The organism is Rathayibacter sp. AY1E8, from assembly GCF_002931415.1.
Classification (GTDB): domain Bacteria; phylum Actinomycetota; class Actinomycetes; order Actinomycetales; family Microbacteriaceae; genus Rathayibacter.
In genome coordinates this window covers 42,418-63,477 of record NZ_PSVI01000005.1, presented here as the reverse complement: position 1 = coordinate 63,477, position 21,060 = coordinate 42,418, and the positions used below count along the sequence as shown (strand labels likewise).

Below are 21,060 nucleotides of genomic sequence, written 5' to 3'. Positions count from 1 at the left end.
AGGCGCGCGGCGCCGGTCAGGGCAGGGGAGCGGGGCGGTCGACTCCGCCCCACGAGTAGCCGCTCGAGGCCGAGAACCAGTCGGCCGCGGCCCGCTGGAGCGCCGTGTCGTCCTCGGGGCGGCCGGGAGCCTCCACGGCGTCGACGAGCCCGGGCAGGGCGATCCGCCAGGCCGCCGCGCTGCGCTGGGCGCGGCCCCAGTCGCGCGCGCACACCGGGTCCTCGGCCGCCGCGGCGAGAGCCCGCGGCGAGGTCACCCGCCAGCCGGTGTCCGACTCCGCGACCACGACCGCGCAGGTGAGCGCGGCGCCGCGGATGATGCTGTCGGGACCGGCGGAGGGGCCGATCGCCTGATCCTGAGCCGCGACCACCGCGGTGAGCGCGAGCTGCAGCCGGGTCGAGGGCTCGTCGGGCCGCGGTCGGATACTCCCGTCGCCGGCCGAGACCGAGGCCGCCGATCCGGGTGCGAGGAGCAGCCCGGAGGAGGACTGCGACGCGTGCAGGCTCAGCAGACCCGTCACTCCGTCCGTCCCGCTCGTCACGCCCCGCACCGAGGAGTCGCCGAGACTCCAGACGACGGGGGTGCGGTTGTGGATCGTGAGGCGCCGGTGGTCCTCGTCGAGGCAGGCCACGAGGTGGCCGGCCGGCACGCCCGCTCCGCCCTCGAAGGCGGACGAGGCGGCCAGCAGCTCCCGGGCGTCGTCGCACTGGGCGGGGGCGTCGGAGGCGGCGGCGGCCTGGTCGGCGACCGGCGCCCGGGGGGCGAGGGAGCCCTGCACGCCCGCGACCGCCGCCGTGGTGAGCGCCGCGGCGGCGAGGAGGAGGACCACGCCGCGCCTGCCCATCCTCCGCACCTCCTGGTCGGAGGCTAGCCCGGCGCGGGCGCTCGGGCCAGCGCTGCGAGGGGCTCGCGAAGTGTCCGGCAGGAATTCTTTCGAAGAATCTCAGACCGGGTGCATCCGAGGAGGCGCCTCGGCCGGAAGTAGTGGTGAAGGCCCTTCTCGACCACCCCCCGACCCCTCGCGGGTCCCATCGTGAAAGAGGAACACCGTGACCACCTCCCGCTTCTCCCGCAGCCTGCTCGCCGGTGCCTGCATCGGAACCCTGGCCGTCGTCGGCATCGCAGCCACGCCCGCCGCCGCCGCCGACGCCGACTCGGCCGACCTCTCGGTCCTGCACGCCGTCCCCGACACCCCGGTCGACGTCTACGTCGACGGCAAGCTGACGCTCGACGACTTCACCCCCGGCTCGCTCGCCGGCCCGCTCGACCTCCCCACCGGCACCTACAAGGTCGCCATCACGGCCTCCACCGCCGCGGACGCCAGCGCCCCCGTGATCGGCCCGATCGACATCAGCCTCGAGGCGGGGAAGAGCTACACCGTCGCGGCGCACCTCAAGCCGGACAACACCCCCACCGCGACCCTCTTCACCAATGACATCTCGAAGACCGCCGCGGGCGAGGGCCGGCTCACGGTCCGCCACATCGCCGCCGCTCCGGCCGTGGACATCCTCGCCGGAGGGTCGCCCGTCCTGACGAACGTGACGAACCCGAACGAGGGCGTGCTGAACCTCGCCCCGGCCACGATCTCGACCGTGGTCGCCGCGACCGGGACCACCGCGCCGGTCATCGGCCCGGCCGACGTGCAGGTCCAGGAGGGCGTGAACACGATCGTCTACGCCTGGGGCAGCCTGGAGAAGGGCAACCTCGCTCTCGCGACGCAGACCATCGATGGACTGCACTCCTCGCCGTCGGGCGTCCCCGCCGGTGAGGCCGGCCTCGCGGCGGACAACCGCCCCGACGCCGCCGCGGGCTGGTGGGGCGGAGCACTGCTCGCCGCCCTCGCCGCTGCCGGCGCTGTGCTGATCGGCCGCCGCACCGCCGCCTCGCGTCGCTGACCCGAGGATCCGACCGCCGGGTCGGCCGTGCTGGAGCGCGGCCGTCCCGGCACCCCCGACCACGACCCAGGAGGACGCCATGAGCCGGAGCCCCTTCCCTCTGCGCGTCCTCGCCGTGGTCGGGCTGATCGTGGCCGGTGCCGGTCTCGCCGGATGCGCGGCGCAGGAGTCCCGGGTGGAGCCCGCTCCCGCCGCCGTCTCCTCGGCGCCCCAGCAGCCGGTGCCGGCCACGGTCCCCTCCTCGCCCGCGGCGACCCTGCCGGAAGCGGTGCCGTCCGTCCCGGTGGCGGATGCTCGGCTCGGCGCGACCCCCGCCCCCACCGCGCTCGCTCCCGAGCGGCTCGTCGTCAACGGGCTCCCCGTCGACATGGCCGTCGAGCCGGTCGGAGTCGCGGACGACGGCACGATGGAGCTCGTGCCCGACACGCAGGTCGCCGGCTGGTACCGCTTCGGCGCCGGCCTCGACGAGCCGGAGGGCACGGTCGTGATCGCCGCGCACGTCGACTCCCTCGCCTACGGCCTCGGGCCGTTCGTCGAGCTGAAGAAGGCGGTCCCGGGCCAGACCGTGACCCTCACCGGCGCGGACGGCGCGGAGCGCGCGTACACCGTCTCGACGGTGGAGACCACGGAGAAGACCACGGTCGACCTCTCGGCCGTGTTCGCCGCCGACGGACCGCCGCGGCTGGTCCTGATCACCTGCGGCGGCGACTTCGACTACGACACCCGCCACTACCTCAGCAACGTGGTGGTCACGGCCGTCCCGGCCGGCTGACCCGCCCGCCCGAGCCTCAGCGACGTACGATGAGCCTCGCAGCGCCGCACGCCCCCGGGCAGCAGCGCTCCCCGCAGCCCTGGAGGGACCCCCTGATCGAGACCATCGAGCCCGCCGACGGCGCCGAGGCCGACAGCGCTCTCGTGGCCCGGCTCGGCCGCCGCTTCGCCGCAGGGGAGGAGGCGGCGCTCGCCGAGGCGTACTCGCGCTGGTCGCCGCTGGTCTTCACGCTGGCGCTGCGCTCGCTCGGCGACCGCGGCGACGCGGAGGACGTGGTGCAGCGCGTGTTCGTCTCGGCCTGGACCTCGCGCTCGGGCTTCGACCCCGGACGGGCGGCTCTCGGAGCCTGGCTGGTCGGGATCTCCCGGAGGAGGATCGCGGACGCGCACGAGGCGCGGGCGCGCGAGCGGAGGCTCACCGAGGCCCTCGTCGCCGTCACGCCGGTCGAGGAGGGGGAGGCCCCCGTCGACCTCGAGGCGCGGATCCTGATCGCCGACGAGCTGGCCCGCCTGGATCCCGTCCCCCGGCGGGTGATCGGCCTCGCCTTCTACGAGGACCTCACCCACACCGAGATCGCCGAGCGCACCGGCCTGCCGCTCGGTACCGTCAAGAGCCACATCCGCCGCAGCCTCGACCGGCTCCGCTCCCGCCTGGAGGTGAGCAGCACATGACCCACCTCGATCCCGACGAGCTCGCCCTGCTCGCCCTCGGCGAGCACTCGAGCGACGCCGAGCAGGCCCACCTGCGCGACTGCCCCGACTGCGCCCGGCAGCTGGTCGAGCTCGGCCACGCCGCGGGCCTGGGCCGTGCGAGCCGTGCTGTCGAGCTGGAGGCGCCGCCCGCGATCGTCTGGGACCGCATCCGCGAGGAGCTCGCCCTCGGCGACCTCGGGCCCGGCGCCCTGCCGTCGTCGGCCGCTGCCGTGCCGCCTCCGCTCGCCCTTCCCCCGGGACGGCACCGTCCCGCCCGCCGCCGCCGGCCCCGCGCTCTGAGCGCCGTGCTGGCCGCTCTCGGCGCGCTCGTCATCGGGGTCGCGGGCGGAGCCTGGTGGCAGGCCTCGCGGAGCGACGACACCGCCGCCGTCGTGGCGCGCGCTGATCTCGCCGCTCTCCCCGACTGGCAGGGAGCGAGCGGAACCGCCGAGCTGGAGGACGCCGACGGCACCCGCCGCCTGCACGTGCACCTCGATGCGCAGAGCGCGGACGACTCGTACCGGGAGGTCTGGCTCCTCGCCGCCGACGCCTCCGGGCTGGTCGGGCTCGGCGTGCTCGACGGGACCGACGGCGTCTTCGCCGTGCCCGATGACGTCGACCTCGCCGAGTACTCGCTCGTGGACGTCTCCCAGGAGCCGTTCGACGACGACCCGGAGCACTCCGGCGACTCGATCGTCCGCGGCCCCCTGCGCGAGGGCTGAGGCCTAGGCCGAGCGCTCCGCCAGCACGGCCGTGAGCGCCTGCACCGCGGCGGAGGGGCGCGGCGCCGTGCAGACCGAGAGCTCCCAGACCAGCCCCGGCCAGTCGAGCGCGAGGGCCGTGACGCCCTCCAGCGGCTCGACGCCCGCGCGCGGCACGATCGCCGGCCCCAGCCCCGCCTGCACGAAGCGGGGGATCCCCGGCAGATCGGCGACCTCGGTGGCCACCCGGCGCGACGCCCCGGCTTCGCGGAAGGCGAGGTCGACGGCGACCCTGTTGCCGAAGCCGGCGGGCGTGTCCACGAAGGTGAGCCCGTCGAGGTCCTGCGGGGAGGGCGGTCCCGCCGCGGCGAGCGGATCCGCGCTCTCCACCAGCAGGACGTAGTCGCTGCGCACCAGCCGCGTCACCGCCAGGCCCCGCAGCTGCGCCGCGGGCAGTGCCAGCAGAGCGGCGTCGAGCAGGCCGCGGCGCAGGTCCTCGGCGAGACCGGTGGAGCCGGTGGTCGAGGTGCGCAGGAGCAGGTCCACCAGCGGGTGCCGAGTGCGGAAGACGCCGAGCGCGCCGGGCAGGTCGACGAGGTCGAGGGCGGAGAAGGTGCCCACCCGCACCCGCCCGCGGAGCCCCGCCGCGTCGTCGGCCGCGAGCGAGCGCATCCGGTCGAGGCTGTCGATCGCCGATCGGGCCGAGGGCAGGAGCGCCTCGCCGACCGCGGTGAGCGCCACCCGCCGGGTCGAGCGGGCGAACAGCGGCGAGCCGAGCTCCTGCTCGAGCGAGCGGATGCTCGCCGAGAGGGTCGACTGCACGACGAACAGGCGCGCGGCCGCCCGGGTGAAGCTGAGCTCCTCGGCGACGGCGACGAAGGCGGCGAGCTGGCGGTCGTCCATCCGCCCATTATCCAGCAGGGACGATCAATCCAACCGAGATCCTCCGTTGGACACGGATGATGGGGCGGAGCACTGTGGACACCGTGACCACCACCGAGCGCTCCCTGCCGTCCGTCCACCGCCGCGAGCTCCCGCACCGCCACGGCTTCTGGGTGATCGCCGTCGCCTTCCTCACGGTGATGGCGTTCTCGACCGTGCCGACACCGCTCTACGCGATCTACCAGCAGCGCGACGGGTTCCCGGCCTTCGTCGTCACCGTGGTCTTCGCCGCGTACGCGGTCGGAGTCGTGGCGAGCCTCTTCCTCGCCGGGCACGTCAGCGACTGGCTCGGCCGCCGCCGGATCCTGCTCGCGTCGATCCTCGTCGAGGTCCTGGCGGCCGCCGTGTTCCTGCTCTGGCCGGACGTGCCCGGGCTGATCCTCGCCCGCCTGCTGACCGGGCTCGGCGTCGGCGCGCTCACCGCGACGGCCACCGCCCATCTCTCGGAGCTGCGCGCCGTCGCCCGCCCGGAGGAGGGCCCCGGCACCTCCCGCGCCGTCTCCGCCCTCGTCAACATGGGCGGGCTGGCGCTCGGCCCGCTCGTCGGCGGGGTGTTCGCCGTGACGGTGCGCGAGCCCCTGGTCGTCCCGTACGCCGTGTTCCTCGTCCTCCTGGTCGTCCTCGGGATCGGCGTCGCGCTCGTCCCCGAGACGGTCGAGCGGCGCGAGGTCCTCCCGGCCTACCGTCCGCAGCGCCTGGCCGTGCCGGCCGCCTCCCGCGGCGTCTTCCTCTCGGCCGCGGTCGGCGCGTTCGCCGGGTTCGCCGTGTTCGGCCTCTTCACCTCGCTGGCGCCGACCTTCCTCGCCGGGCGCTTCGGCGAGACCTCCCACCTCGAGGCGGGCGCGGTCTCCTTCGGGGTCTTCGCCGCCGGAGCCGTCGCGCAGCTGGTCTCGATCCGGCTGTCCTCGCGGACGGCGCTCCGCCTCGCGGCCGTGGCGCTGACGGCCGGGCTGCTGCTGGTCGCGACCGGCGCCGTGATCGTCTCGGTGTCCGCCTTCATCATCGGCGGGGTGCTCGCGGGAGCGGGCGTGGGCCTGCTCTTCCGCCTGGCGCTCGGAGTCGCCGGCTCGCTCGCCACCGACGAGACCCGCGGCGAGGTGCTCGCGGCCGTGTTCCTCGCCGCCTACCTCGGCCTCGCGGTGCCGGTCCTGGCGATCGGTGCCGCGCTCGCGCTCCTGCCGGCCGTCCCGGTCCTGCTCGGCTTCGTCGCCGTCGTGCTCGTCCTGGTGCTCGCGGCGATCGCCCGGATGCGGCGCACCGCCTGACGCGAGCGGGGGAGGGGCCGCGAGCTAGACAATGGAGGCATGAAGCTCTTCCCGTTCGGACGCGGCGACGCGAACCCCCTCCCCTCCGACGACCGCGGCTCGGGCAAGCTCGACGACTACGACTACGAGCTGCGCCCGAAGTCGCGGCGCGGTGACACCCTCCTCCGCCTCGCCGACTCCCGGCCGCACCAGGACGAGATCGCGCGGGTGCTCGCCCTCGGCGAGGACGAGGTCACGGCCGTGATCCCGCGCCGCACCGCGGAGGAGGAGCGCGTGGACGCTCCGATGCCGGTCCGCCTGTTCGCGGCCCAGCGCCCCTCGGGGCTCGTCGGCCAGGTGCCGCGCGGTCTCGAGAACGTGGTCGAGGCCGCCCTCGCCCGGCTCTCGGAGGCGGGGAGGTCGCCCCGCGTGCCGGCCCGCATCGTGACGGTGAGGGGCGGGCTGCGCGTCGAGCTGCTGATGCACGAGACGCGGGGCTGACGGGCGGAGGGCCCGCCGGGTCGGCGCGGTCCATGGAGGAACCGCACCGCGGCTGATAGCATGAACCGGTTCCGAATCCGAAAGCGACCGCCGGTCGACCCAGGATTCGAGCCACGGAGCAGGCCGGCAGGAAGCTGGTCCTCGGTGGTGGAGTCCCGGACGGCGGCAGCGTGCGACAGAGCACGGGCCGCCGCGGCACGAGTCGCAGGCGGCACGTCCCGCTCGCGGCACAGGTCGCGACAGCCCGGAGCTCTTCTACTGGTGGCCAGCACGAACGCCCTCCACACGACGGCACGGCGCGAAGCCCTGCCGTGGGATCGTCTCGATTCCTGACCGGACCGCTGCTCCGACGAACGCCGGCGCCCAGAAGGGGCGCCGCTGCAGACGTTAAGGAGACAGACCTCTTGGAAGGTCCTGAAATCACATTCGCCGAAGCCGTTCTCGACAACGGCTCGTACGGCACCCGCACCGTCCGCTTCGAGACCGGCCGCCTCGCGCAGCAGGCTCAGGGCGCCGTCGCCGCCTACCTCGACGAGGACACCATGCTCCTCTCGGCCACGTCGGCCTCGAAGAACCCGAAGGACAACTTCGACTTCTTCCCGCTGACCGTCGACGTCGAGGAGCGCTCCTACGCCGCCGGCAAGATCCCCGGCTCGTTCTTCCGCCGCGAGGGCCGCCCCTCCACCGAGGCGATCCTGGTCTGCCGTCTGATCGACCGGCCGCTGCGCCCCTCGTTCGTCGAGGGCCTGCGCAACGAGGTCCAGATCGTCATCACGGTCCTCAGCATCGCGCCGGACGAGTTCTACGACGCCCTCGCGATCAACGCCGCGAGCGCGTCCACGCAGATCTCCGGCCTGCCGTTCTCCGGCCCGGTCGCCGGCGTCCGCCTGGCGCTCATGTCCGACGGCTCCGGCAACGACCAGTGGGTCGCCTTCCCCAAGGCCTCCCAGCTGGAGAACGCCGTCTTCGACCTCACCGTCGCGGGCCGCGTCGTCACCAACGAGGACGGCTCCTCGGACGTCGCCATCATGATGGTCGAGGCCGAGGCCACGGAGTCCTCCTGGAACCTCATCAAGGCGGGTGCGACCAAGCCCAGCGAGGACGTCGTCGCCGAGGGCCTCGAGGCCGCCAAGCCCTTCCTCCGCGCACTCGTCGAGGCGCAGGCGAAGCTCGCCGCCGAGACCGCGAAGCCGGTCAAGGACTACCCGGTTTTCCTGCCCTACGCGCAGGAGACCTACGACAACGTCGCCGAGCTCAGCTACGACGAGCTCGTCCGCGTGTACCAGATCGCCGACAAGGTCGAGCGGCAGGACGCCGACGACGCCCTCAAGGCGCGCGTCAAGGAGCAGATCGCCGAGCGCATCGCCTCGGGTCAGCTGTCAGCCGAGGCCTACAACCAGGTCGGAGCGGCGTACAAGTCCGTCACGAAGGTGGTCGTCCGCGGCCGCATCCTCCGCGACGGCGTGCGCATCGACGGACGCGGCCTGGCCGACATCCGCCCGCTCGACGCCGAGGTGCAGGTCATCCCGCGCGTCCACGGCTCGGCCATCTTCCAGCGCGGCGAGACCCAGATTCTGGGTGTCACCACGCTGAACATGCTCAAGATGGAGCAGCAGATCGACTCGCTGTCGCCCGTCACCAAGAAGCGGTACCTGCACCACTACAACTTCCCGCCCTACTCGACCGGTGAGACCGGCCGCGTCGGATCGCCGAAGCGTCGCGAGATCGGGCACGGCTTCCTCGCCGAGCGCGCCCTCGTGCCGGTGCTGCCGAGCCGCGAGGAGTTCCCCTACGCGATCCGCCAGGTCTCCGAGGCGCTGAGCTCCAACGGCTCGACCTCGATGGGCTCGGTCTGCGCGTCGACCCTGTCGCTCCTCAACGCCGGAGTGCCGCTGCGCGCCCCGGTCGCGGGCATCGCGATGGGCCTCGTGTCCGACGTCGTCGACGGCCAGACCCGCTACGCGGCGCTGACCGACATCCTGGGCGCCGAGGACGCGCTCGGCGACATGGACTTCAAGGTCGCCGGAACCGCCGAGTTCGTCACGGCCATCCAGCTCGACACGAAGCTCGACGGCATCCCGTCGTCGGTGCTCGACGCCGCGCTCAAGCAGGCCAAGGACGCCCGCACCACGATCCTCGCGGTGCTCACGGCGGCCATCGACCAGCCCGACGAGATGGCCCCGACCGCGCCCCGCGTGATCTCGGTGCAGATCCCCGTCGACAAGATCGGCGAGCTGATCGGCCCCAAGGGCAAGACGATCAACGCGATCCAGGACGAGACCGGCGCCGACATCTCCATCGAGGAGGACGGCACCGTCTACATCGGAGCCGTCGACGGCCCGTCGGCCGAGGCCGCGCGTGCGCAGGTCAACGCCATCGCGAACCCGACCAACCCCGAGGTCGGCGAGCAGTTCCTCGGAACCGTCGTCAAGCTCGCGACGTTCGGCGCGTTCGTCTCGCTCCTCCCCGGCAAGGACGGACTGCTGCACATCAGCGAGGTCCGCAAGCTCGCCGGCGGCAAGCGCGTCGAGAACGTCGAGGACGTCCTCGGAGTCGGTCAGAAGCTGCTCGTCCAGATCACCAAGATCGACGACCGCGGCAAGCTGTCCCTCGCGCCCGTCGTGGCCGAGGAGGCCGAGGCAGAGGCTCCCGCCGAGAGCTGATCCCTCCTGCACGACCGTGACGCCCGTTCCACTCCGGTGGGGCGGGCGTCCGTCGTCGGCGGGGGCATGGGGTACGGTGGCGGGACCGCGCCGCACCGCCCCGACCGGAGGACTCCGTGACCGACCCGACGCCCCTGGCCACCGAGCCGGAGACGCCCCTCCTCTCACGCACCCTGGGTCGGACCGGCCTCCCCGTGCATCCTCTCGCCCTCGACGGCTCCGTCTTCGGCTGGGCCGCCGGGATCGACGACACCACCGAGGTGCTCGACGCGTTCGGCCGTCTCGGCGGCACCCTGATCTCGACCGCGGACCACTACGCGACCGGTCGGAGCGAGTACATGATCGGCCGCTGGCTCGAGCAGAGCGGGCTGCGCGAGCGGATGCTGGTCGCGACGAAGGTCGGCCGGCACCCGGACGCGCCGGGCCTCGCCCCGGAGGACGTCCGCATCGCGATCGAGGGGAGCCTCGAGCGGCTCGGCACCCGGATCGACCTGCTCTCGTTCGACAGCGAGGACCCCGGGATCCCCATCGCCGACAGCCTGGCGGCGGTCGCGCCGTTCCTGGCGGACGGCTCGGTCGGCGCCCTGGGCGCCGCGCACTTCAGCGGAGCCGCGATCACGGCGCTGCACGAGACGGCGACCGCGTTCGCGCTGCCGTCGCTCTCGGCCGTCGTGTCGGAGTACAGCCTGATGGAGCGCCGGACCTACGAGACCGACGTCGCCCCCGAGGTGGTGCGGCTCGAGCTCGGCACCCTCGCGCGGCTGCCCCTGGCGAGCGGCTACCTCACCGGCGCCCTGCGCAGCCGCACGGACGAGCCGGAGTCGGCCCTGTTCGAGGCGGGCCTGGACTACGTCGGCCGCCACGGCTCCCGCGTGCTCGCGGCCCTCGACGAGATCGCCGGGGCCCACGGCACGGAGCCCGGCGTGGTCGCGCTCGCCTGGGTGCTCTCGCACCAGGAGGTCTCGGCGGCGATCGTCCGGGCGCGGAACGCCGCGGAGCTCGAGTCGCTGTTCGCGGCGGCCGCGCTCCCGCTGACCCGCAGCGACGTCGCTCAACTGGACCGCGTCTCCGCCTGAGGCCCTCGCCCGCTGGTCCACCGCCGTCGGGCGCCGCGCCCCGCGCCGTGCTCGGAGCGGGGCGCGGCGAGGTTCAGCGGCGCAGGATGCGCGCCTCCCACGGGCCGAGCGTCGACCCGGTCGCACCGGCGACGTTGCCGAGGACCGTCTCGGCAGCCGCCCACTCCTCGAGCAGCGGCACCTCGAGCGGCTCACCGGACACGTTCCCGACGACGAGCAGCTCGCCCGGTCCGGTGCGCGTGAAGGCGAAGAGCGCGGGGTGCTCGGGCTCCAGCAGCGCGAAGCGGCCCAGCTGCACCGTCTCGTCGGCGTGCCGCAGCGCGATCAGCGCCCGGTAGTACTCGAAGACCGACCGCTCGGCGGCCCGATCGGCGGCGACGTTCACCTCGGCGGCGTTCGGGTTGACCGCGATCCACGGCTCGCCGGTCGTGAAGCCGGCCTGGAGGCTGTCGTCCCACTGCACCGGCGTGCGGGCGTTGTCGCGGCTCTGCGCGCGCAGCCCGGCGAGCACGGTCGCCGGGTCCTCGCCGCGCTCGCCGACGGCCTCGGCCCAGTAGTTCAGGGACTCGACGTCGCGGAAGTCCTCGATGCCGGCGAACGGGACGTTCGTCATCCCGATCTCGTCGCCCTGGTAGATGTACGGCGTGCCGCGCTGGAGGTGGAGGAGCGTCGCCCAGAGGGTCGCGGACTCGTAGCGGTGCGCGCCGTCGTCCCCGAAGCGCGAGACGAGACGCGGCTGGTCGTGGTTGCCGAGGTACAGGCTGTTCCAGCCGCGCTCGGCCAGGCCGTCCTGCCAGCGCGCGAGGTTGGCCTTCAAGGCGACCAGGTCCAGCGGCACCGGGTGGAACTTGTCGACTCCGTGGTCGATGCCGACGTGCTCGAACTGGAAGACCATGTCGAGCTCACGCCGCTCGGGATCGGTCACGAGCACCGCCTCCTCGAGGGTGACCCCGGGCATCTCGCCGACGGTGAGGAAGGAGCCCTCGCGGTGCGCGAACACGGCCTCGTGCATCTCGCGGAGGTACTCGTGGAGCCGCGGACCCACCCCTCCGACGATGCCCGCGCCGCCCTGCTCGCCGTCGACGGCTCCGACGTCCTTCGAGACGAGGTTGATCACGTCCATCCGGAAGCCGTCCACTCCGCGGTCGAGCCAGCGGTTCATCATCGCGTGCACCGCGTGCCGCACCTCGGGGTTCTCCCAGTTGAGGTCCGGCTGCTGCACCGCGAAGAGGTGGAGGAAGTACTCGTCCGTCGCCGGGTCGAGCGTCCAGGCCGGGCCGGAGAAGTAGGAGCGCCAGCCGTTCGGCTCGGCGACGTCGAGGCCGGCGCCGGCGGCCGCCTCGAGCTCGCGGCCGGGCTCGGCCGAGCGGCGCCCGCGGCGCCACCAGTACCAGTCGCGCTTCGGGTCCTCCTGCGAGGAGCGGGACTCGACGAACCAGGCGTGCTCGTCGCTCGTGTGGTTGACCACGAGGTCCATCACGATGCGGATGCCGCGCTCGTGGGCCTCCGCGAGGAGCAGGTCGAACTCCTCCAGCGTCCCGAACCGCGGGTCGATGTCCTCGTAGTCCGAGATGTCGTAGCCGTTGTCGTGCTGCGGCGACGGGTAGACCGGCGAGAGCCAGATCACGTCGACCCCCAGGTCGGCGAGGTGGTCGAGCTTCGAGCGGATGCCGCCCAGGTCGCCGATGCCGTCGCCGTTCGAGTCCGCGAACGAGCGCGGGTAGATCTGGTAGACGACGGCGCTCGTCCACCAGGGCGCTGACGTCTCCCGCTCGGGGGAGTCGGAGGTCGGGGCGGCGGTCTCGGAGGGGGTCGGGGCGGCGGAGTCCATGGTCGCGAATCTAGCCCGGACGGCCGACACGGAGGGGCCCGCCGCACCGCTCGCCGGCGCGAGTCGACCCCGCCGGCGGCGCCCGTGTAACGATCTGGTGAACCGTGCGCGACCCGGCGGAGTGGCGGCTACGGCGCTCGGATACTCTCTCCCCTGGCGGGACCCGAGCCGCCGCAGGGAGAGTGGTGGCGTGCCCAGGGACAGGACCGGCGCCGTCGTGCGGGCTCCCCGTCACAGTGCCGTCCCGCTCCCGCCCGCGGCCTCCCGCGCAGCCTCCTCGAGCGGCGTCCTCGCCGAGACCGGCCCCGTCGAGCCGACCGCCGTCGCACCCTCGCACCGCCGGCCGATGGGCGACTCCGGCCACGATCTCTTCCCCTTCGTGCTCGACGCGGCGGCGCTCGGCCGCGACGACGGTGCCGCGCTGCTCGAGCGCTACGCGGCGTGGGGCGGCAACGGCGTCGTCGTCACCGACTCGAGCCTCGCGGAGGGCGTCGGCGGCTGGCCCGCCGGACACCGCGACCGGGACCGCTTCCTCCTGATCGGCCGCTTCGCCGCTCCGGTCGGCGCGCCCGCGACGCCGCGTGCGCTCGTGGACCGTGTCGAGGGGGCGCTGCGCCGCCTCCGCACCGATCGCCTCGATGTGCTGGCGGTCCGCCCCGACGGGGCCGGGCGCCTCGACGAGCTCCTCAGCGCTGTCGACGTGCTGCTGGCGCGCGGGCTGGTGCGGTCGGTGGTCGCCTCCGGATTCTCCCCGGAGGAGCTGTTCGAGGCGCGCGTCCTGGCCGCCCACGGGCTGCCCCGCCTCGCCGGCGCGGAGGTCCGCTGGAACCTGCTGGAGCGGCCCGGCTCGGAGGGCGATCTCGGCCTCGTCGCCGCCGGCCAGGGACTCGCCCTGCTCGCGACCGTCCCCCTCGCCCACGGGTTCCTCCGCGGCGCCGAGCGCACCCGCCGCGAGCTCGGCCGCCTGCCCGACGGGGCACTCGCCGCCGCCCACCTCGGGCGCCGCGGACGCCGGGTCCTCGCCGTCCTCGACGCGATCGGTGCCGAGCTCTCGGCCGCTCCCGCCGCCGTCGCCCTGGCCTGGCTGCTCGGCCGGCCGCGGCTGACCGCCGCGACGGTCGCCCCGCGCTCACCCGCCGACGTGGACGCGCTGGTGCGCGCGGTCTCGCTCGAGCTCGACCCCGGACACCTGGCCGCGCTGGAGCGCGCGCGCCGCTGACCGCGCCCGTCCGCGACGCCCCCTGCACCTCTCCGGCCACGGCGCGACAGCCCGGCTCGGGCCGCCGTCGCGGTGGCCTAGGGTGGGCACGATGAATCACGGAGTCGCACTGCCCCTCGACCAGCCGGAGACGTCAGTCCGGGCCGCAGGCGGATCCACGGTCCGCCGCTCCGTCCTCCCGAGCGGTGTCCGCATCCTCAGCGAATCGGTGCCCGGCGCCCGCAGCGCCACGATCGGCTTCTGGGTCGCCGCGGGTTCTCGCGACGAGCGGCCCGGCCGCCCCGCGACCGCGGGCGAGCCCGCCGTGCCCTCCAACGTCGGCTCGACGCACTTCCTCGAGCACCTGCTGTTCAAGGGCACGCAGAAGCGGTCCGCCCTCGACATCGCCGTGTCCTTCGACTCCGTGGGCGGGGAGCACAACGCTCTCACCGCCAAGGAGTACACCTGCTACTACGCCAAGATCCAGGACCGCGACCTCCCGATGGCGGTCGAGGTGATCGCCGACATGGTGACCTCGAGCCTGATCGATCCGGACGAGTTCGAGACCGAGCGCGGGGTCATCCTCGAGGAGCTGGCGATGGCGGACGACGATCCGGCCGACGTGGCGGGCGAGAAGCTGTTCGAGGCCGTGTTCGGCGACCACCCGCTGGGCCGCCCGATCGGGGGCACCGCCGCGACCATCGGCGAGGCCACCCGGGACGCGGTCTGGGCGCACTACCGCGCCGCCTACCGCCCGCGAGACGTGGTGATCACCGTCGCCGGCGCCGTCGACCACGAGGCGCTCGTCGCGCTGCTCCAGCGGGTCCTCGTCGCCGACGGCTGGGACCTCGGCACGGCGGCCCCGCCCGTCGAGCGGCGCGTCGGCGGCCGTGCGTCCTACACCCGCGGCAGCGCCCTGTCGGTGGTGCACCGCCCCACCGAGCAGGCGAACCTGCTGGTCGGCTTCCCCGGTCTCGCCGCGGGCGACGAGCGGCGGATGACGATGGGCGTCCTCAACTCGATCCTCGGCGGCGGCATGTCCTCGCGGCTGTTCCAGGAGGTGCGCGAGAAGCGCGGCCTGGCCTACTCCGTCTACTCCTTCGCCCCGTCCTACTCGGACGCGGGCCTCTTCGGGCTCTACGCCGCGTGCACCCCGGCGAAGGCGGGGACGGTCGCCGAGCTCCTGCTCACCGAGTTCCACCGCCTCGCCGAGGACGGCGTCACCGACGACGAGCTCGCCCGCGCCCGCGGCCAGCTCTCGGGAGCGGCGGCGCTCGCGCTGGAGGACTCCGACACCCGGATGTCGCGCCTCGGACGCGCCGAGCTGACCTTCGGCGAGTTCGTCGACCTCGACGAGAGCCTCCGCCGACTCGCCCTCGTCGGCGCGGAGGACGTCCAGGCACTCGCGGCAGACTTGGCCCGGGGGCCGTCGTCGATCTCGGCCGTCGGCGCGGTCGACGAGTCGGCCTTCGCCGGGATCGCCGGGATCGAGAGCGCCTCCGCGATCTGATCCGATCGTCGAACGCCCGCTGACCGCGCACCGCCGCGCCGCACCAGGGAGGACCCCGTGTCCCACTACATCTACCTCGTCCGCCACGGCGAGCAGCAGGACGCCGAGCACGGCATGCCGGACGGCCCGCTCTCGGCCCGTGGTGAGCGCCAGGCGAGGCTCATCGCCGAGCGGCTCGGCGGAGTCCCCTTCACCGGAGCGTGGCACTCGCCGCTGCGCCGGGCCGAGGAGACGGCCGCGCGCTTCCAGACGCTTCTGCCGAGCCTGCCGCTCCAGCCGTCCTCGCTGCTGTTCGACTGCATCCCCTCGGGGCCGACCCCGGACATGCCCAAGGCGTTCGAGCCCTTCTTCGGCAGCGTCACCGCGGCCGAGATCGAGGCGGGGCACGCGCAGATGCAGGACGCGGTGGCCGAGTTCCTGGCGCCGTCGCGCGAGGACCGCCACGACCTCCTCATCACCCACAACTTCGTGATCGGCTGGTTCGTCCGCCACGTGTTCGACGCTCCCGACTGGCGGTGGCTGGGCCTCAACCAGGCCAACTGCGGGCTGACGATCATCCGCGTCCGCTCCCGCAAGCCGCCGGTGCTCGTCGTGCACAACGACCTCTCGCACCTGCCCGTGGAGCTGCGCACCGGCCTGCCCGAGGCCCAGCCGTACTGAGCCGCGGGCTACGCTGAGTCGGTGACTACCTCCGTCGCCGTGGTCGGCGCGTCCGGCCGACTCGGCTCGTTCACCTGCTCGCTCATCGAGGCGTCGAGCGAGTTCTCGCTCGTCGCGCGGCTCGGCTCGCGGAGCGATCCCGCCGAGATGCTCGCGGCCGACGTCGTCGTCGACATGACCGTGCCGGCCGTCAGCCAGCAGATCGTCGACTTCGCCGTGGCCAACGGGAGGAAGGTGCTCGTCGGCACCTCCGGCTGGACCGGCGACCGGATCGCGGCCCTCCGGCGCAGCGTCGCCGAGCAGCCGGAGTCCGGCGTCGTGATCATCCCCAACTTCTCGCTGGGCTCGGTGCTCGCGACCGCGCTGGCCACCGTGGCCGCGCGCTTCTTCGACGCCGCCGAGATCGTCGAGACCCACGGCGCCCGCAAGGTCGACTCGCCCTCCGGGACCGCGGTCCGCACGGCCGAGCTGCTGCTTCGCGCCCGGGCCGAGCTCGGTCCGGTGCAGGCTCCGCACACCGACCAGCGGGCCCGCGGCCAGCAGGTCGCGAGCGTCCCGGTCCACAGCCTCCGCCTGCCCGGAGTGGAGGCACGCCAGGAGGTCGTCTTCGGCGGCACCGGCGAGACGGTCACCATCCGGCACGACACCACCTCGCAGGCGTCCTACGAGCAGGGCGTCCTGCGCGCTCTCGACGCGGTCCGGACGACCACGGGCGTGGTGGTGGGCCTCGACGCGCTGATCGACCTGCGCGCCGCCTTCGACGCCGCGCCTCTCGACGAGCGGCCGGTCGACGAGCAGCCCGTCATCGACCGGGCTCCGTCCGGCCAGGCCGCCGCAGCGACGAGCACCCCGTGAGGACCCGCATCGGCGTCGTCCTGATGGCGGTCCTGCTCGCCCTCTACCTGTTCGTCTGCCTGCAGTACTCCGTCGTCGCCTTCGCCGCGGCGACGGTGCCCGGCATCGTGATGGGCGTCGGCCTGCTGATCCTCGGCGCCGTCGGCGTCTGGGGGCTCGTGCGCGAGCTGCTGTTCGGGCTCCGCGCCGAGAAGCTGGCCCGTCGGCTGGAGGGCGAGAACGCGCTGCCGCAGGAGGTCCTCGACTCGCGGGCCAGCGGGCGTCCGCTCCGGGAGGAGGCGGACGCGCTGTTCCCGCAGTACGCGGAGGAGGTCGACGCGCAGCCCGGGAGCTGGCGTGCCTGGTACCGCCTCGGCCTCGCCTACGACGCCAGTGGCGACCGCAAGCGCGCCCGAGGCGCCATCCGCCGGGCCATCGCGCTGGAGCACGAGGCTCCGGCCTGACCGCTCGGCCGCGACTCGAGCGCGGCTCTCCGGGCGAGAACCGCTCGGGCGGCCGGGATCAGGCGAGCACCCACTCCAGCGCCGCGCCGACCGTGCGGTGGCGGAACTCGAAGCCGTCGTCGAGCAGCCGCTGGGGGACCAGGCGCTGGCTCGAGAGCAGGAGCTCGTGCCCGGCGTCGCGCAGCGCGAGCTCGATGATCTTCTCGGGGACGGCCAGCTTGAACGGGCGGTGCAGCTGCTCGGCGAGGGTGCGCATCACGTCGTTCGCGGTCGCCGGCACCGGTCCGGCGAGGTTCACCGGGCCCGAGAGCGAGGACGTGAGCAGGTGGCGGATCGCCGCGGCCTCGTCGTAGAGGCTGATCCAGGGCCAGGCCTGGTTGCCGCTGCCGAGGGGTCCGCTGAGGCCGAGCTTCGTCAGGGGCAGGAGCGGCTTGAGCGCGCCGCCGTCGCCGAGGACGAGCCCGGTGCGAGCGGTGACCACCCGCGTGGCCTCGGGCGCGAGGTGAGCGGCCTTCTCCCAGCGGTCGACGACGTCGGCGAGGAACCCGTCGCCGCGCGAGGACTGCTCGGTGAGCTCCTCGCCCGGGCGGTCTCCGTAGTAGCCGACCGCGGAGGCGTTGATCAGCGTCGTCGGCGGGGTCGAGGACATCCGCATCGCGTCGGTGAGGGTCTGCGTGGACTGGATCCGCGAGTCGAGGATCTCCCGCTTGTAGGACGCGGTCCACGGCAGGCGGCTGATCGAGGCGCCGGAGAGGTTGATCACGGCGTCGACGCGGTCGAGCACGCTGAAGTCGAGCATGTGCGAGGTGGGCGCCCAGTGGAACTCGTCCGGGCTCGACGGCGCGTGGCGCACCAGGCGCAGGATCTCGTGCCCCTCGGCGCGCAGCTGGCGGGTCAGCTCGGAGCCGATCATCCCGCTGGCGCCCGAGATCAGGACGCGGAGCCGGGGAGCGGACGCGTCCGGCCGGGCCGAGGGCAGCTCGGACGGCGTCGACACGTGCTCGCCCGGCGTGCGCGCGGCGCGCCGCGGCGAGCCGGAGTCCGTGGTCCCGTCGTGGTCGGAGTGCCGTGCGGATGAGTCGCTCATGGTGCCTCCCGGAGCCGGTCGCGGGCCGCCCGCGAAGCGGACCCAGCCTAGAGCCTCACGCCCGGGAGCCGGCCGAGCGCCCGACCAGGCCGGCCCGCGCGAGCACGAGGTAGAGCTCGCAGCCCAGGCAGAGGCCGAACACGGCGTTGAGGAAGGCGGCGAGGAAGGCGACGGCCGCGGCGACCGGAACCGATCCCGGGACGCCGGCGACGTGCAGGAGGACGCCGGCGCCCGTCACCACCAGGCCGATCAGCTGGGCGAAGCGCGGGGGGCGGGCGTCCTCCCACTCGCGCGGCGGTGCCAGGTGCGGCCGGACCACCCGGCGGAACAGCACCGCCCAGGGGCCGGATCCGACGCCGCGCGCGGCAGACCAGGCGAAGAGGGCGGCGAGCGCGAGCAGCAGGAGGAAGCCGGGCTGGGAGAGCCGGCCGTCGAGGTCGGCCCGGGCCGCGGCCGCGAGCCCGAGGCCCACGGCCGTGAGGAGGAGTGCGGCGGTGACTCCGGCGGCGACCCTCGGACCGCGGGGATCGACGGTGCCGGACGGGGGAGTGGCGCCGGTGGTGGAGGGGGAGCGGGTGCTCATCATGTCTCCTGGAGTCGGTCGAGCTCGATGGTCAGGGCGGCGCGGGTCGGAGCGCCGCCGATGCGGCTGCGCGGCACTCCGTCTCGATCGAGCAGGAGGAGCGTGGGCGTCTGCCGGACGCGGAAGCGCGCCGCGAGGTCGGGGCGGTGCGTCAGATCGACGTCGAGGTGCGCCAGCCCGGGCCGCTGCTGGGCGAGCTCCCCGAGCATCCGTCGCACTGCAGGGCACCGCGTGCAGACGTCGGTCGAGAACTGCACGACTGTGGCCCGGGTCCCGAGCACTGCGCCGGGGACGAGCTCGCCGGGGTCGATCGCGGGGTCCTGGCGCGAGGGGGCGCTCGCGACGCGCCCGGAGCGGGCCCGATGGACAGCCCCGAGGACGACGCCCAGCACGACGAGGCCGAGCAGTGCGGCGAGGATCGTCACGGACTCCATCCGAGAAGCGTAGGTCGGCGCAGGCGCTGCGCGGACGACTGTTTCGGGATGTGACGACGGCCGCGGTCGGAGCGTGGTCTAGGTTCGATCCGTGACCGAACAGAGCAGCCTCAGCGCAGACCCGAGCAGTCCCGTCTTCCGCAGTGATGTCGTCGTCGAGCTGGTCCGCGCGAGCGCCCACGACTCGGACGTGCTGTTCGCGGCCCGCGTCTCGACCCAGGGCGAGAAGACTCTCGCCGAGGCGCTCGACGGCGAGGAGTCCGACGCCGAGCTGCAGCGCAAGCGCGACCGCGGACTGATCAACTACCTGATGCGCGACCGCCACGGCTCGCCGTTCGAGCACAACTCGATGACCTTCTACGTGCAGGCGCCGATCTTCGTCTTCCGCGAGTTCATGCGGCACCGCATCGCCTCCTACAACGAGGAATCGGGCCGCTACCGCGAGCTCCGCCCGGTCTTCTACGTGCCCGGCCCCCGCCGCAACCTCGTGCAGGTCGGCAAGCCCGGCGCCTACTCCTTCGAACCGGGCACCGCGGAGCAGGCCGAGCTCGTCGCCGAGGAGACGCGCCGCGTCAGCACGCAGGCCTACGAGTCGTACCGGCGGATGCTCGGCGAGGGCGTCGCCCGCGAGGTCGCCCGGATCGTCCTCCCGCTGAACATCTACTCGTCGATGTACGTCACGCTCAACGCCCGCTCGCTGATGAACTTCCTCTCCCTGCGCACCAAGCGCGAGGACTCGACGTTCCCCTCCTTCCCGCAGCGCGAGATCGAGATGGCGGCCGAGCAGATGGAGACGCACTTCCAGGAGCTGATGCCCCTCACGGCCGCCGCCTTCACAGCGAACGGCCGCGTCGCCCCGTAGCCCGCCGCCCGGCGAGGACGAGCGGGCCGTCCCGCCCGATCGCCTGCTGCCGTCCGCGCGGGCGGCTCCGGGAACCTCCTCCCGGCGGCGCGGCGGCGACCCGCTACCCTGGCAGCGTGTCAACTCCGGAGAATCCCTTCGGCCAGGTCCTGGTCGCCCTGGTCACCCCGTTCACCGCCGACGGCGAGGTCGACTGGCCCGGTGTCGAGAAGCACATCGACGACTGCATCGCAGCGGGCGCGGACGGCATCGTGGTCACCGGGACCACGGGCGAGACCAGCACCCTGACCGACCCGGAGAAGATCCGCCTCGTCGAGGTCGGCCGCTCGGTCGCCGGGGGCCGCGCGAAGATCATCACGGGAGGCGGCTCGAACGAGACCGCCCACGCCATGCAGCTCGCCCGTCAGAGCGAGAAGGCCGGCGCCGACGGCAACATGATCGTCACCCCCTACTACAACAAGCCCACGCAGGCGGGCGTGCTCACCCACTTCCGGATGATCGCGGATGCGACGGACCTGCCGGTGATCCTCTACGACATCCCCGGCCGCACCGGCGTGCCGATCCGCTACGAGACGATCCTGCGGGCGGCCAAGCACCCGAACATCCTGGCCGTGAAGGACGCGAAGGGAGATCTCTCCGAGGTCAGCCGCGTGCTCAACCAGACCGACCTGATGTACTTCTGCGGCGACGACGCGAACGTGCTGCCCGAGCTCGCCATCGGCGCCACGGGGCTCATCGGCGTCACCGCGAACATCGCCGCCGCGCCGTATCGCACGATCGTCGACGCCGTGAACGCGGGCGACCTCCACGCGGCCACCCGTGCGCACCAGCAGCTCGAGCCGCTCGTGCGCGCCGTGATGACGCACGTCCCCGGGACCGTCGCCGCGAAGTACATCCTGCACGGCCTCGGCCGCATCTCCTCGCCGCGCGTGCGGCTGCCCCTGGTCGGCCCGGAGGAGTCGGAGGCGGCGCTCATCGAGGACGAGCTCGGCCTGGTCCGCGACATCCCGGGCGTCGACTTCCGCAACTTCCGGCCCGACCGCAACGCCGCGGCCGGCGGCGCCCTCCCGAAGGTCGCCGGCACCACCCGCTGAGCCCGAGCGGCACGTCC

At 73.8% G+C, this 21,060-nt stretch carries 21 protein-coding genes; 15 read left to right on the top strand and 6 right to left on the bottom strand.

The features are described from left to right. Positions 1 to 16 precede the first annotated feature (16 nt). The gene (locus C5C74_RS02735) at positions 17 to 844 is read right to left on the bottom strand and encodes a hypothetical protein (protein WP_104350934.1); all 828 of its coding nucleotides are present in this window, start codon (positions 842 to 844) and stop codon (positions 17 to 19) included. 205 nt (positions 845 to 1,049) lie between these two features. Here C5C74_RS02735 and C5C74_RS02730 point away from each other — a divergent pair, with 205 nt between their 5' ends. The 4 genes from C5C74_RS02730 (at position 1,050) to C5C74_RS02715 (ending at position 4,081) form a co-directional block, all read left to right on the top strand. Further along, positions 1,050 to 1,895, top strand: a complete 846-nt coding sequence (locus tag C5C74_RS02730) for a DUF4397 domain-containing protein (RefSeq protein ID WP_104224813.1) — start codon at positions 1,050 to 1,052, stop codon at positions 1,893 to 1,895. Positions 1,896 to 1,974: 79 nt separating this feature from the next. Next, entirely contained in the window at positions 1,975 to 2,667 is a 693-nt protein-coding gene (locus C5C74_RS02725) for a class F sortase (protein WP_104268742.1), read from the top strand. Between the two features lie 29 nt (positions 2,668 to 2,696). Continuing rightward, positions 2,697 to 3,338: an RNA polymerase sigma factor gene (locus tag C5C74_RS02720; RefSeq protein WP_104338246.1), complete on the top strand. Its 642-nt coding sequence runs from the start codon at positions 2,697 to 2,699 to the stop codon at positions 3,336 to 3,338. Beyond that, positions 3,335 to 4,081 (top strand): anti-sigma factor, encoded by a 747-nt coding sequence (locus C5C74_RS02715; RefSeq protein WP_104268744.1) that lies wholly within the window; start codon positions 3,335 to 3,337, stop codon positions 4,079 to 4,081. Before C5C74_RS02720 ends, C5C74_RS02715 begins: the two co-directional genes overlap by 4 nt. A gap of 3 nt (positions 4,082 to 4,084) precedes the next feature. On the opposite strand, the gene C5C74_RS02710 is transcribed toward C5C74_RS02715, so the two are convergent. Beyond that, a complete protein-coding gene (locus C5C74_RS02710; RefSeq protein ID WP_104268745.1) occupies positions 4,085 to 4,963 on the bottom strand; it encodes a LysR family transcriptional regulator in 879 nt (292 codons plus the stop codon). Between the two features lie 83 nt (positions 4,964 to 5,046). Here C5C74_RS02710 and C5C74_RS02705 point away from each other — a divergent pair, with 83 nt between their 5' ends. The 4 genes from C5C74_RS02705 (at position 5,047) to C5C74_RS02690 (ending at position 10,486) form a co-directional block, all read left to right on the top strand. Further along, on the top strand, positions 5,047 to 6,267 hold the full coding sequence (locus tag C5C74_RS02705; protein ID WP_258059399.1) for an MFS transporter: 1,221 nt from the start codon (positions 5,047 to 5,049) through the stop codon (positions 6,265 to 6,267). Between the two features lie 39 nt (positions 6,268 to 6,306). Then, on the top strand, positions 6,307 to 6,747 hold the full coding sequence (locus C5C74_RS02700) for a hypothetical protein (protein WP_104226292.1): 441 nt from the start codon (positions 6,307 to 6,309) through the stop codon (positions 6,745 to 6,747). Positions 6,748 to 7,151: 404 nt separating this feature from the next. Continuing rightward, positions 7,152 to 9,410 carry a polyribonucleotide nucleotidyltransferase gene (locus C5C74_RS02695; protein WP_104226293.1) on the top strand — a complete coding sequence of 753 codons (2,259 nt, stop codon included), beginning with the start codon at positions 7,152 to 7,154 and terminating at the stop codon, positions 9,408 to 9,410. Positions 9,411 to 9,526: 116 nt separating this feature from the next. Beyond that, complete coding sequence (locus tag C5C74_RS02690) at positions 9,527 to 10,486, top strand: aldo/keto reductase (RefSeq protein ID WP_104260622.1); 960 nt, start codon at positions 9,527 to 9,529, stop codon at positions 10,484 to 10,486. Positions 10,487 to 10,559: 73 nt separating this feature from the next. Here C5C74_RS02690 and C5C74_RS02685 read toward each other — a convergent pair whose 3' ends face one another. Next, a complete protein-coding gene (locus C5C74_RS02685) occupies positions 10,560 to 12,317 on the bottom strand; it encodes an alpha-glucosidase (protein ID WP_104255563.1) in 1,758 nt (585 codons plus the stop codon). 190 nt (positions 12,318 to 12,507) lie between these two features. Here C5C74_RS02685 and C5C74_RS02680 point away from each other — a divergent pair, with 190 nt between their 5' ends. The 5 genes from C5C74_RS02680 (at position 12,508) to C5C74_RS02660 (ending at position 16,983) form a co-directional block, all read left to right on the top strand. Next, positions 12,508 to 13,536 (top strand): aldo/keto reductase, encoded by a 1,029-nt coding sequence (locus C5C74_RS02680; protein ID WP_146076624.1) that lies wholly within the window; start codon positions 12,508 to 12,510, stop codon positions 13,534 to 13,536. Positions 13,537 to 13,627: 91 nt separating this feature from the next. Further along, complete coding sequence (locus tag C5C74_RS02675; RefSeq protein WP_104224504.1) at positions 13,628 to 15,025, top strand: pitrilysin family protein; 1,398 nt, start codon at positions 13,628 to 13,630, stop codon at positions 15,023 to 15,025. Positions 15,026 to 15,082: 57 nt separating this feature from the next. Further along, positions 15,083 to 15,685, top strand: a complete 603-nt coding sequence (locus C5C74_RS02670) for a histidine phosphatase family protein (protein WP_104224462.1) — start codon at positions 15,083 to 15,085, stop codon at positions 15,683 to 15,685. 21 nt (positions 15,686 to 15,706) lie between these two features. Next, a complete protein-coding gene (gene dapB, locus C5C74_RS02665) occupies positions 15,707 to 16,540 on the top strand; it encodes a 4-hydroxy-tetrahydrodipicolinate reductase (protein ID WP_104350933.1) in 834 nt (277 codons plus the stop codon). Beyond that, complete coding sequence (locus C5C74_RS02660) at positions 16,537 to 16,983, top strand: hypothetical protein (RefSeq protein WP_104250175.1); 447 nt, start codon at positions 16,537 to 16,539, stop codon at positions 16,981 to 16,983. Before dapB ends, C5C74_RS02660 begins: the two co-directional genes overlap by 4 nt. 58 nt (positions 16,984 to 17,041) lie before the next feature. On the opposite strand, the gene C5C74_RS02655 is transcribed toward C5C74_RS02660, so the two are convergent. The 3 genes from C5C74_RS02655 to C5C74_RS02645 are packed head-to-tail and all read right to left on the bottom strand — an operon-like array spanning position 17,042 to position 19,087. Next, on the bottom strand, positions 17,042 to 18,070 hold the full coding sequence (locus C5C74_RS02655) for a TIGR01777 family oxidoreductase (protein ID WP_104238626.1): 1,029 nt from the start codon (positions 18,068 to 18,070) through the stop codon (positions 17,042 to 17,044). A 55-nt stretch (positions 18,071 to 18,125) separates the two neighbouring features. Then, entirely contained in the window at positions 18,126 to 18,653 is a 528-nt protein-coding gene (locus C5C74_RS02650; RefSeq protein WP_104233265.1) for a DUF4395 domain-containing protein, read from the bottom strand. Next, positions 18,653 to 19,087: a thioredoxin family protein gene (locus tag C5C74_RS02645; RefSeq protein ID WP_104350932.1), complete on the bottom strand. Its 435-nt coding sequence runs from the start codon at positions 19,085 to 19,087 to the stop codon at positions 18,653 to 18,655. The genes C5C74_RS02650 and C5C74_RS02645 overlap by 1 nt, the downstream gene beginning before the upstream one ends. 91 nt (positions 19,088 to 19,178) lie before the next feature. On the opposite strand from C5C74_RS02645, the gene thyX reads away from it, so the two are divergent. Both thyX and dapA read left to right on the top strand, forming a co-directional pair. Beyond that, complete coding sequence (gene thyX / locus C5C74_RS02640) at positions 19,179 to 19,949, top strand: FAD-dependent thymidylate synthase (protein WP_104226301.1); 771 nt, start codon at positions 19,179 to 19,181, stop codon at positions 19,947 to 19,949. A 116-nt stretch (positions 19,950 to 20,065) separates the two neighbouring features. Further along, positions 20,066 to 21,043, top strand: coding sequence for a 4-hydroxy-tetrahydrodipicolinate synthase (gene dapA, locus C5C74_RS02635; protein WP_104224469.1), 978 nt, complete (start codon positions 20,066 to 20,068; stop codon positions 21,041 to 21,043). The last annotated feature ends 17 nt before the right edge of the window (positions 21,044 to 21,060 follow it).

What these genes read in the sequence shown, in the direction of transcription:
- C5C74_RS02735 (WP_104350934.1), bottom strand. Translation starts at nt 844, where the DNA reads ATGGGCAGGCGCGGCGTGGTCCTCCTCCTCGCCGCCGCGGCGCTCACC.
- C5C74_RS02725 (WP_104268742.1), top strand. Translation starts at nt 1,975, where the DNA reads ATGAGCCGGAGCCCCTTCCCTCTGCGCGTCCTCGCCGTGGTCGGGCTG.
- C5C74_RS02720 (WP_104338246.1), top strand. Translation starts at nt 2,697, where the DNA reads ATGAGCCTCGCAGCGCCGCACGCCCCCGGGCAGCAGCGCTCCCCGCAG.
- C5C74_RS02715 (WP_104268744.1), top strand. Translation starts at nt 3,335, where the DNA reads ATGACCCACCTCGATCCCGACGAGCTCGCCCTGCTCGCCCTCGGCGAG.
- C5C74_RS02710 (WP_104268745.1), bottom strand. Translation starts at nt 4,963, where the DNA reads ATGGACGACCGCCAGCTCGCCGCCTTCGTCGCCGTCGCCGAGGAGCTC.
- C5C74_RS02700 (WP_104226292.1), top strand. Translation starts at nt 6,307, where the DNA reads ATGAAGCTCTTCCCGTTCGGACGCGGCGACGCGAACCCCCTCCCCTCC.
- C5C74_RS02685 (WP_104255563.1), bottom strand. Translation starts at nt 12,317, where the DNA reads ATGGACTCCGCCGCCCCGACCCCCTCCGAGACCGCCGCCCCGACCTCC.
- C5C74_RS02675 (WP_104224504.1), top strand. Translation starts at nt 13,628, where the DNA reads ATGAATCACGGAGTCGCACTGCCCCTCGACCAGCCGGAGACGTCAGTC.
- C5C74_RS02655 (WP_104238626.1), bottom strand. Translation starts at nt 18,070, where the DNA reads ATGAGCGACTCATCCGCACGGCACTCCGACCACGACGGGACCACGGAC.
- C5C74_RS02650 (WP_104233265.1), bottom strand. Translation starts at nt 18,653, where the DNA reads ATGAGCACCCGCTCCCCCTCCACCACCGGCGCCACTCCCCCGTCCGGC.
- C5C74_RS02645 (WP_104350932.1), bottom strand. Translation starts at nt 19,087, where the DNA reads ATGGAGTCCGTGACGATCCTCGCCGCACTGCTCGGCCTCGTCGTGCTG.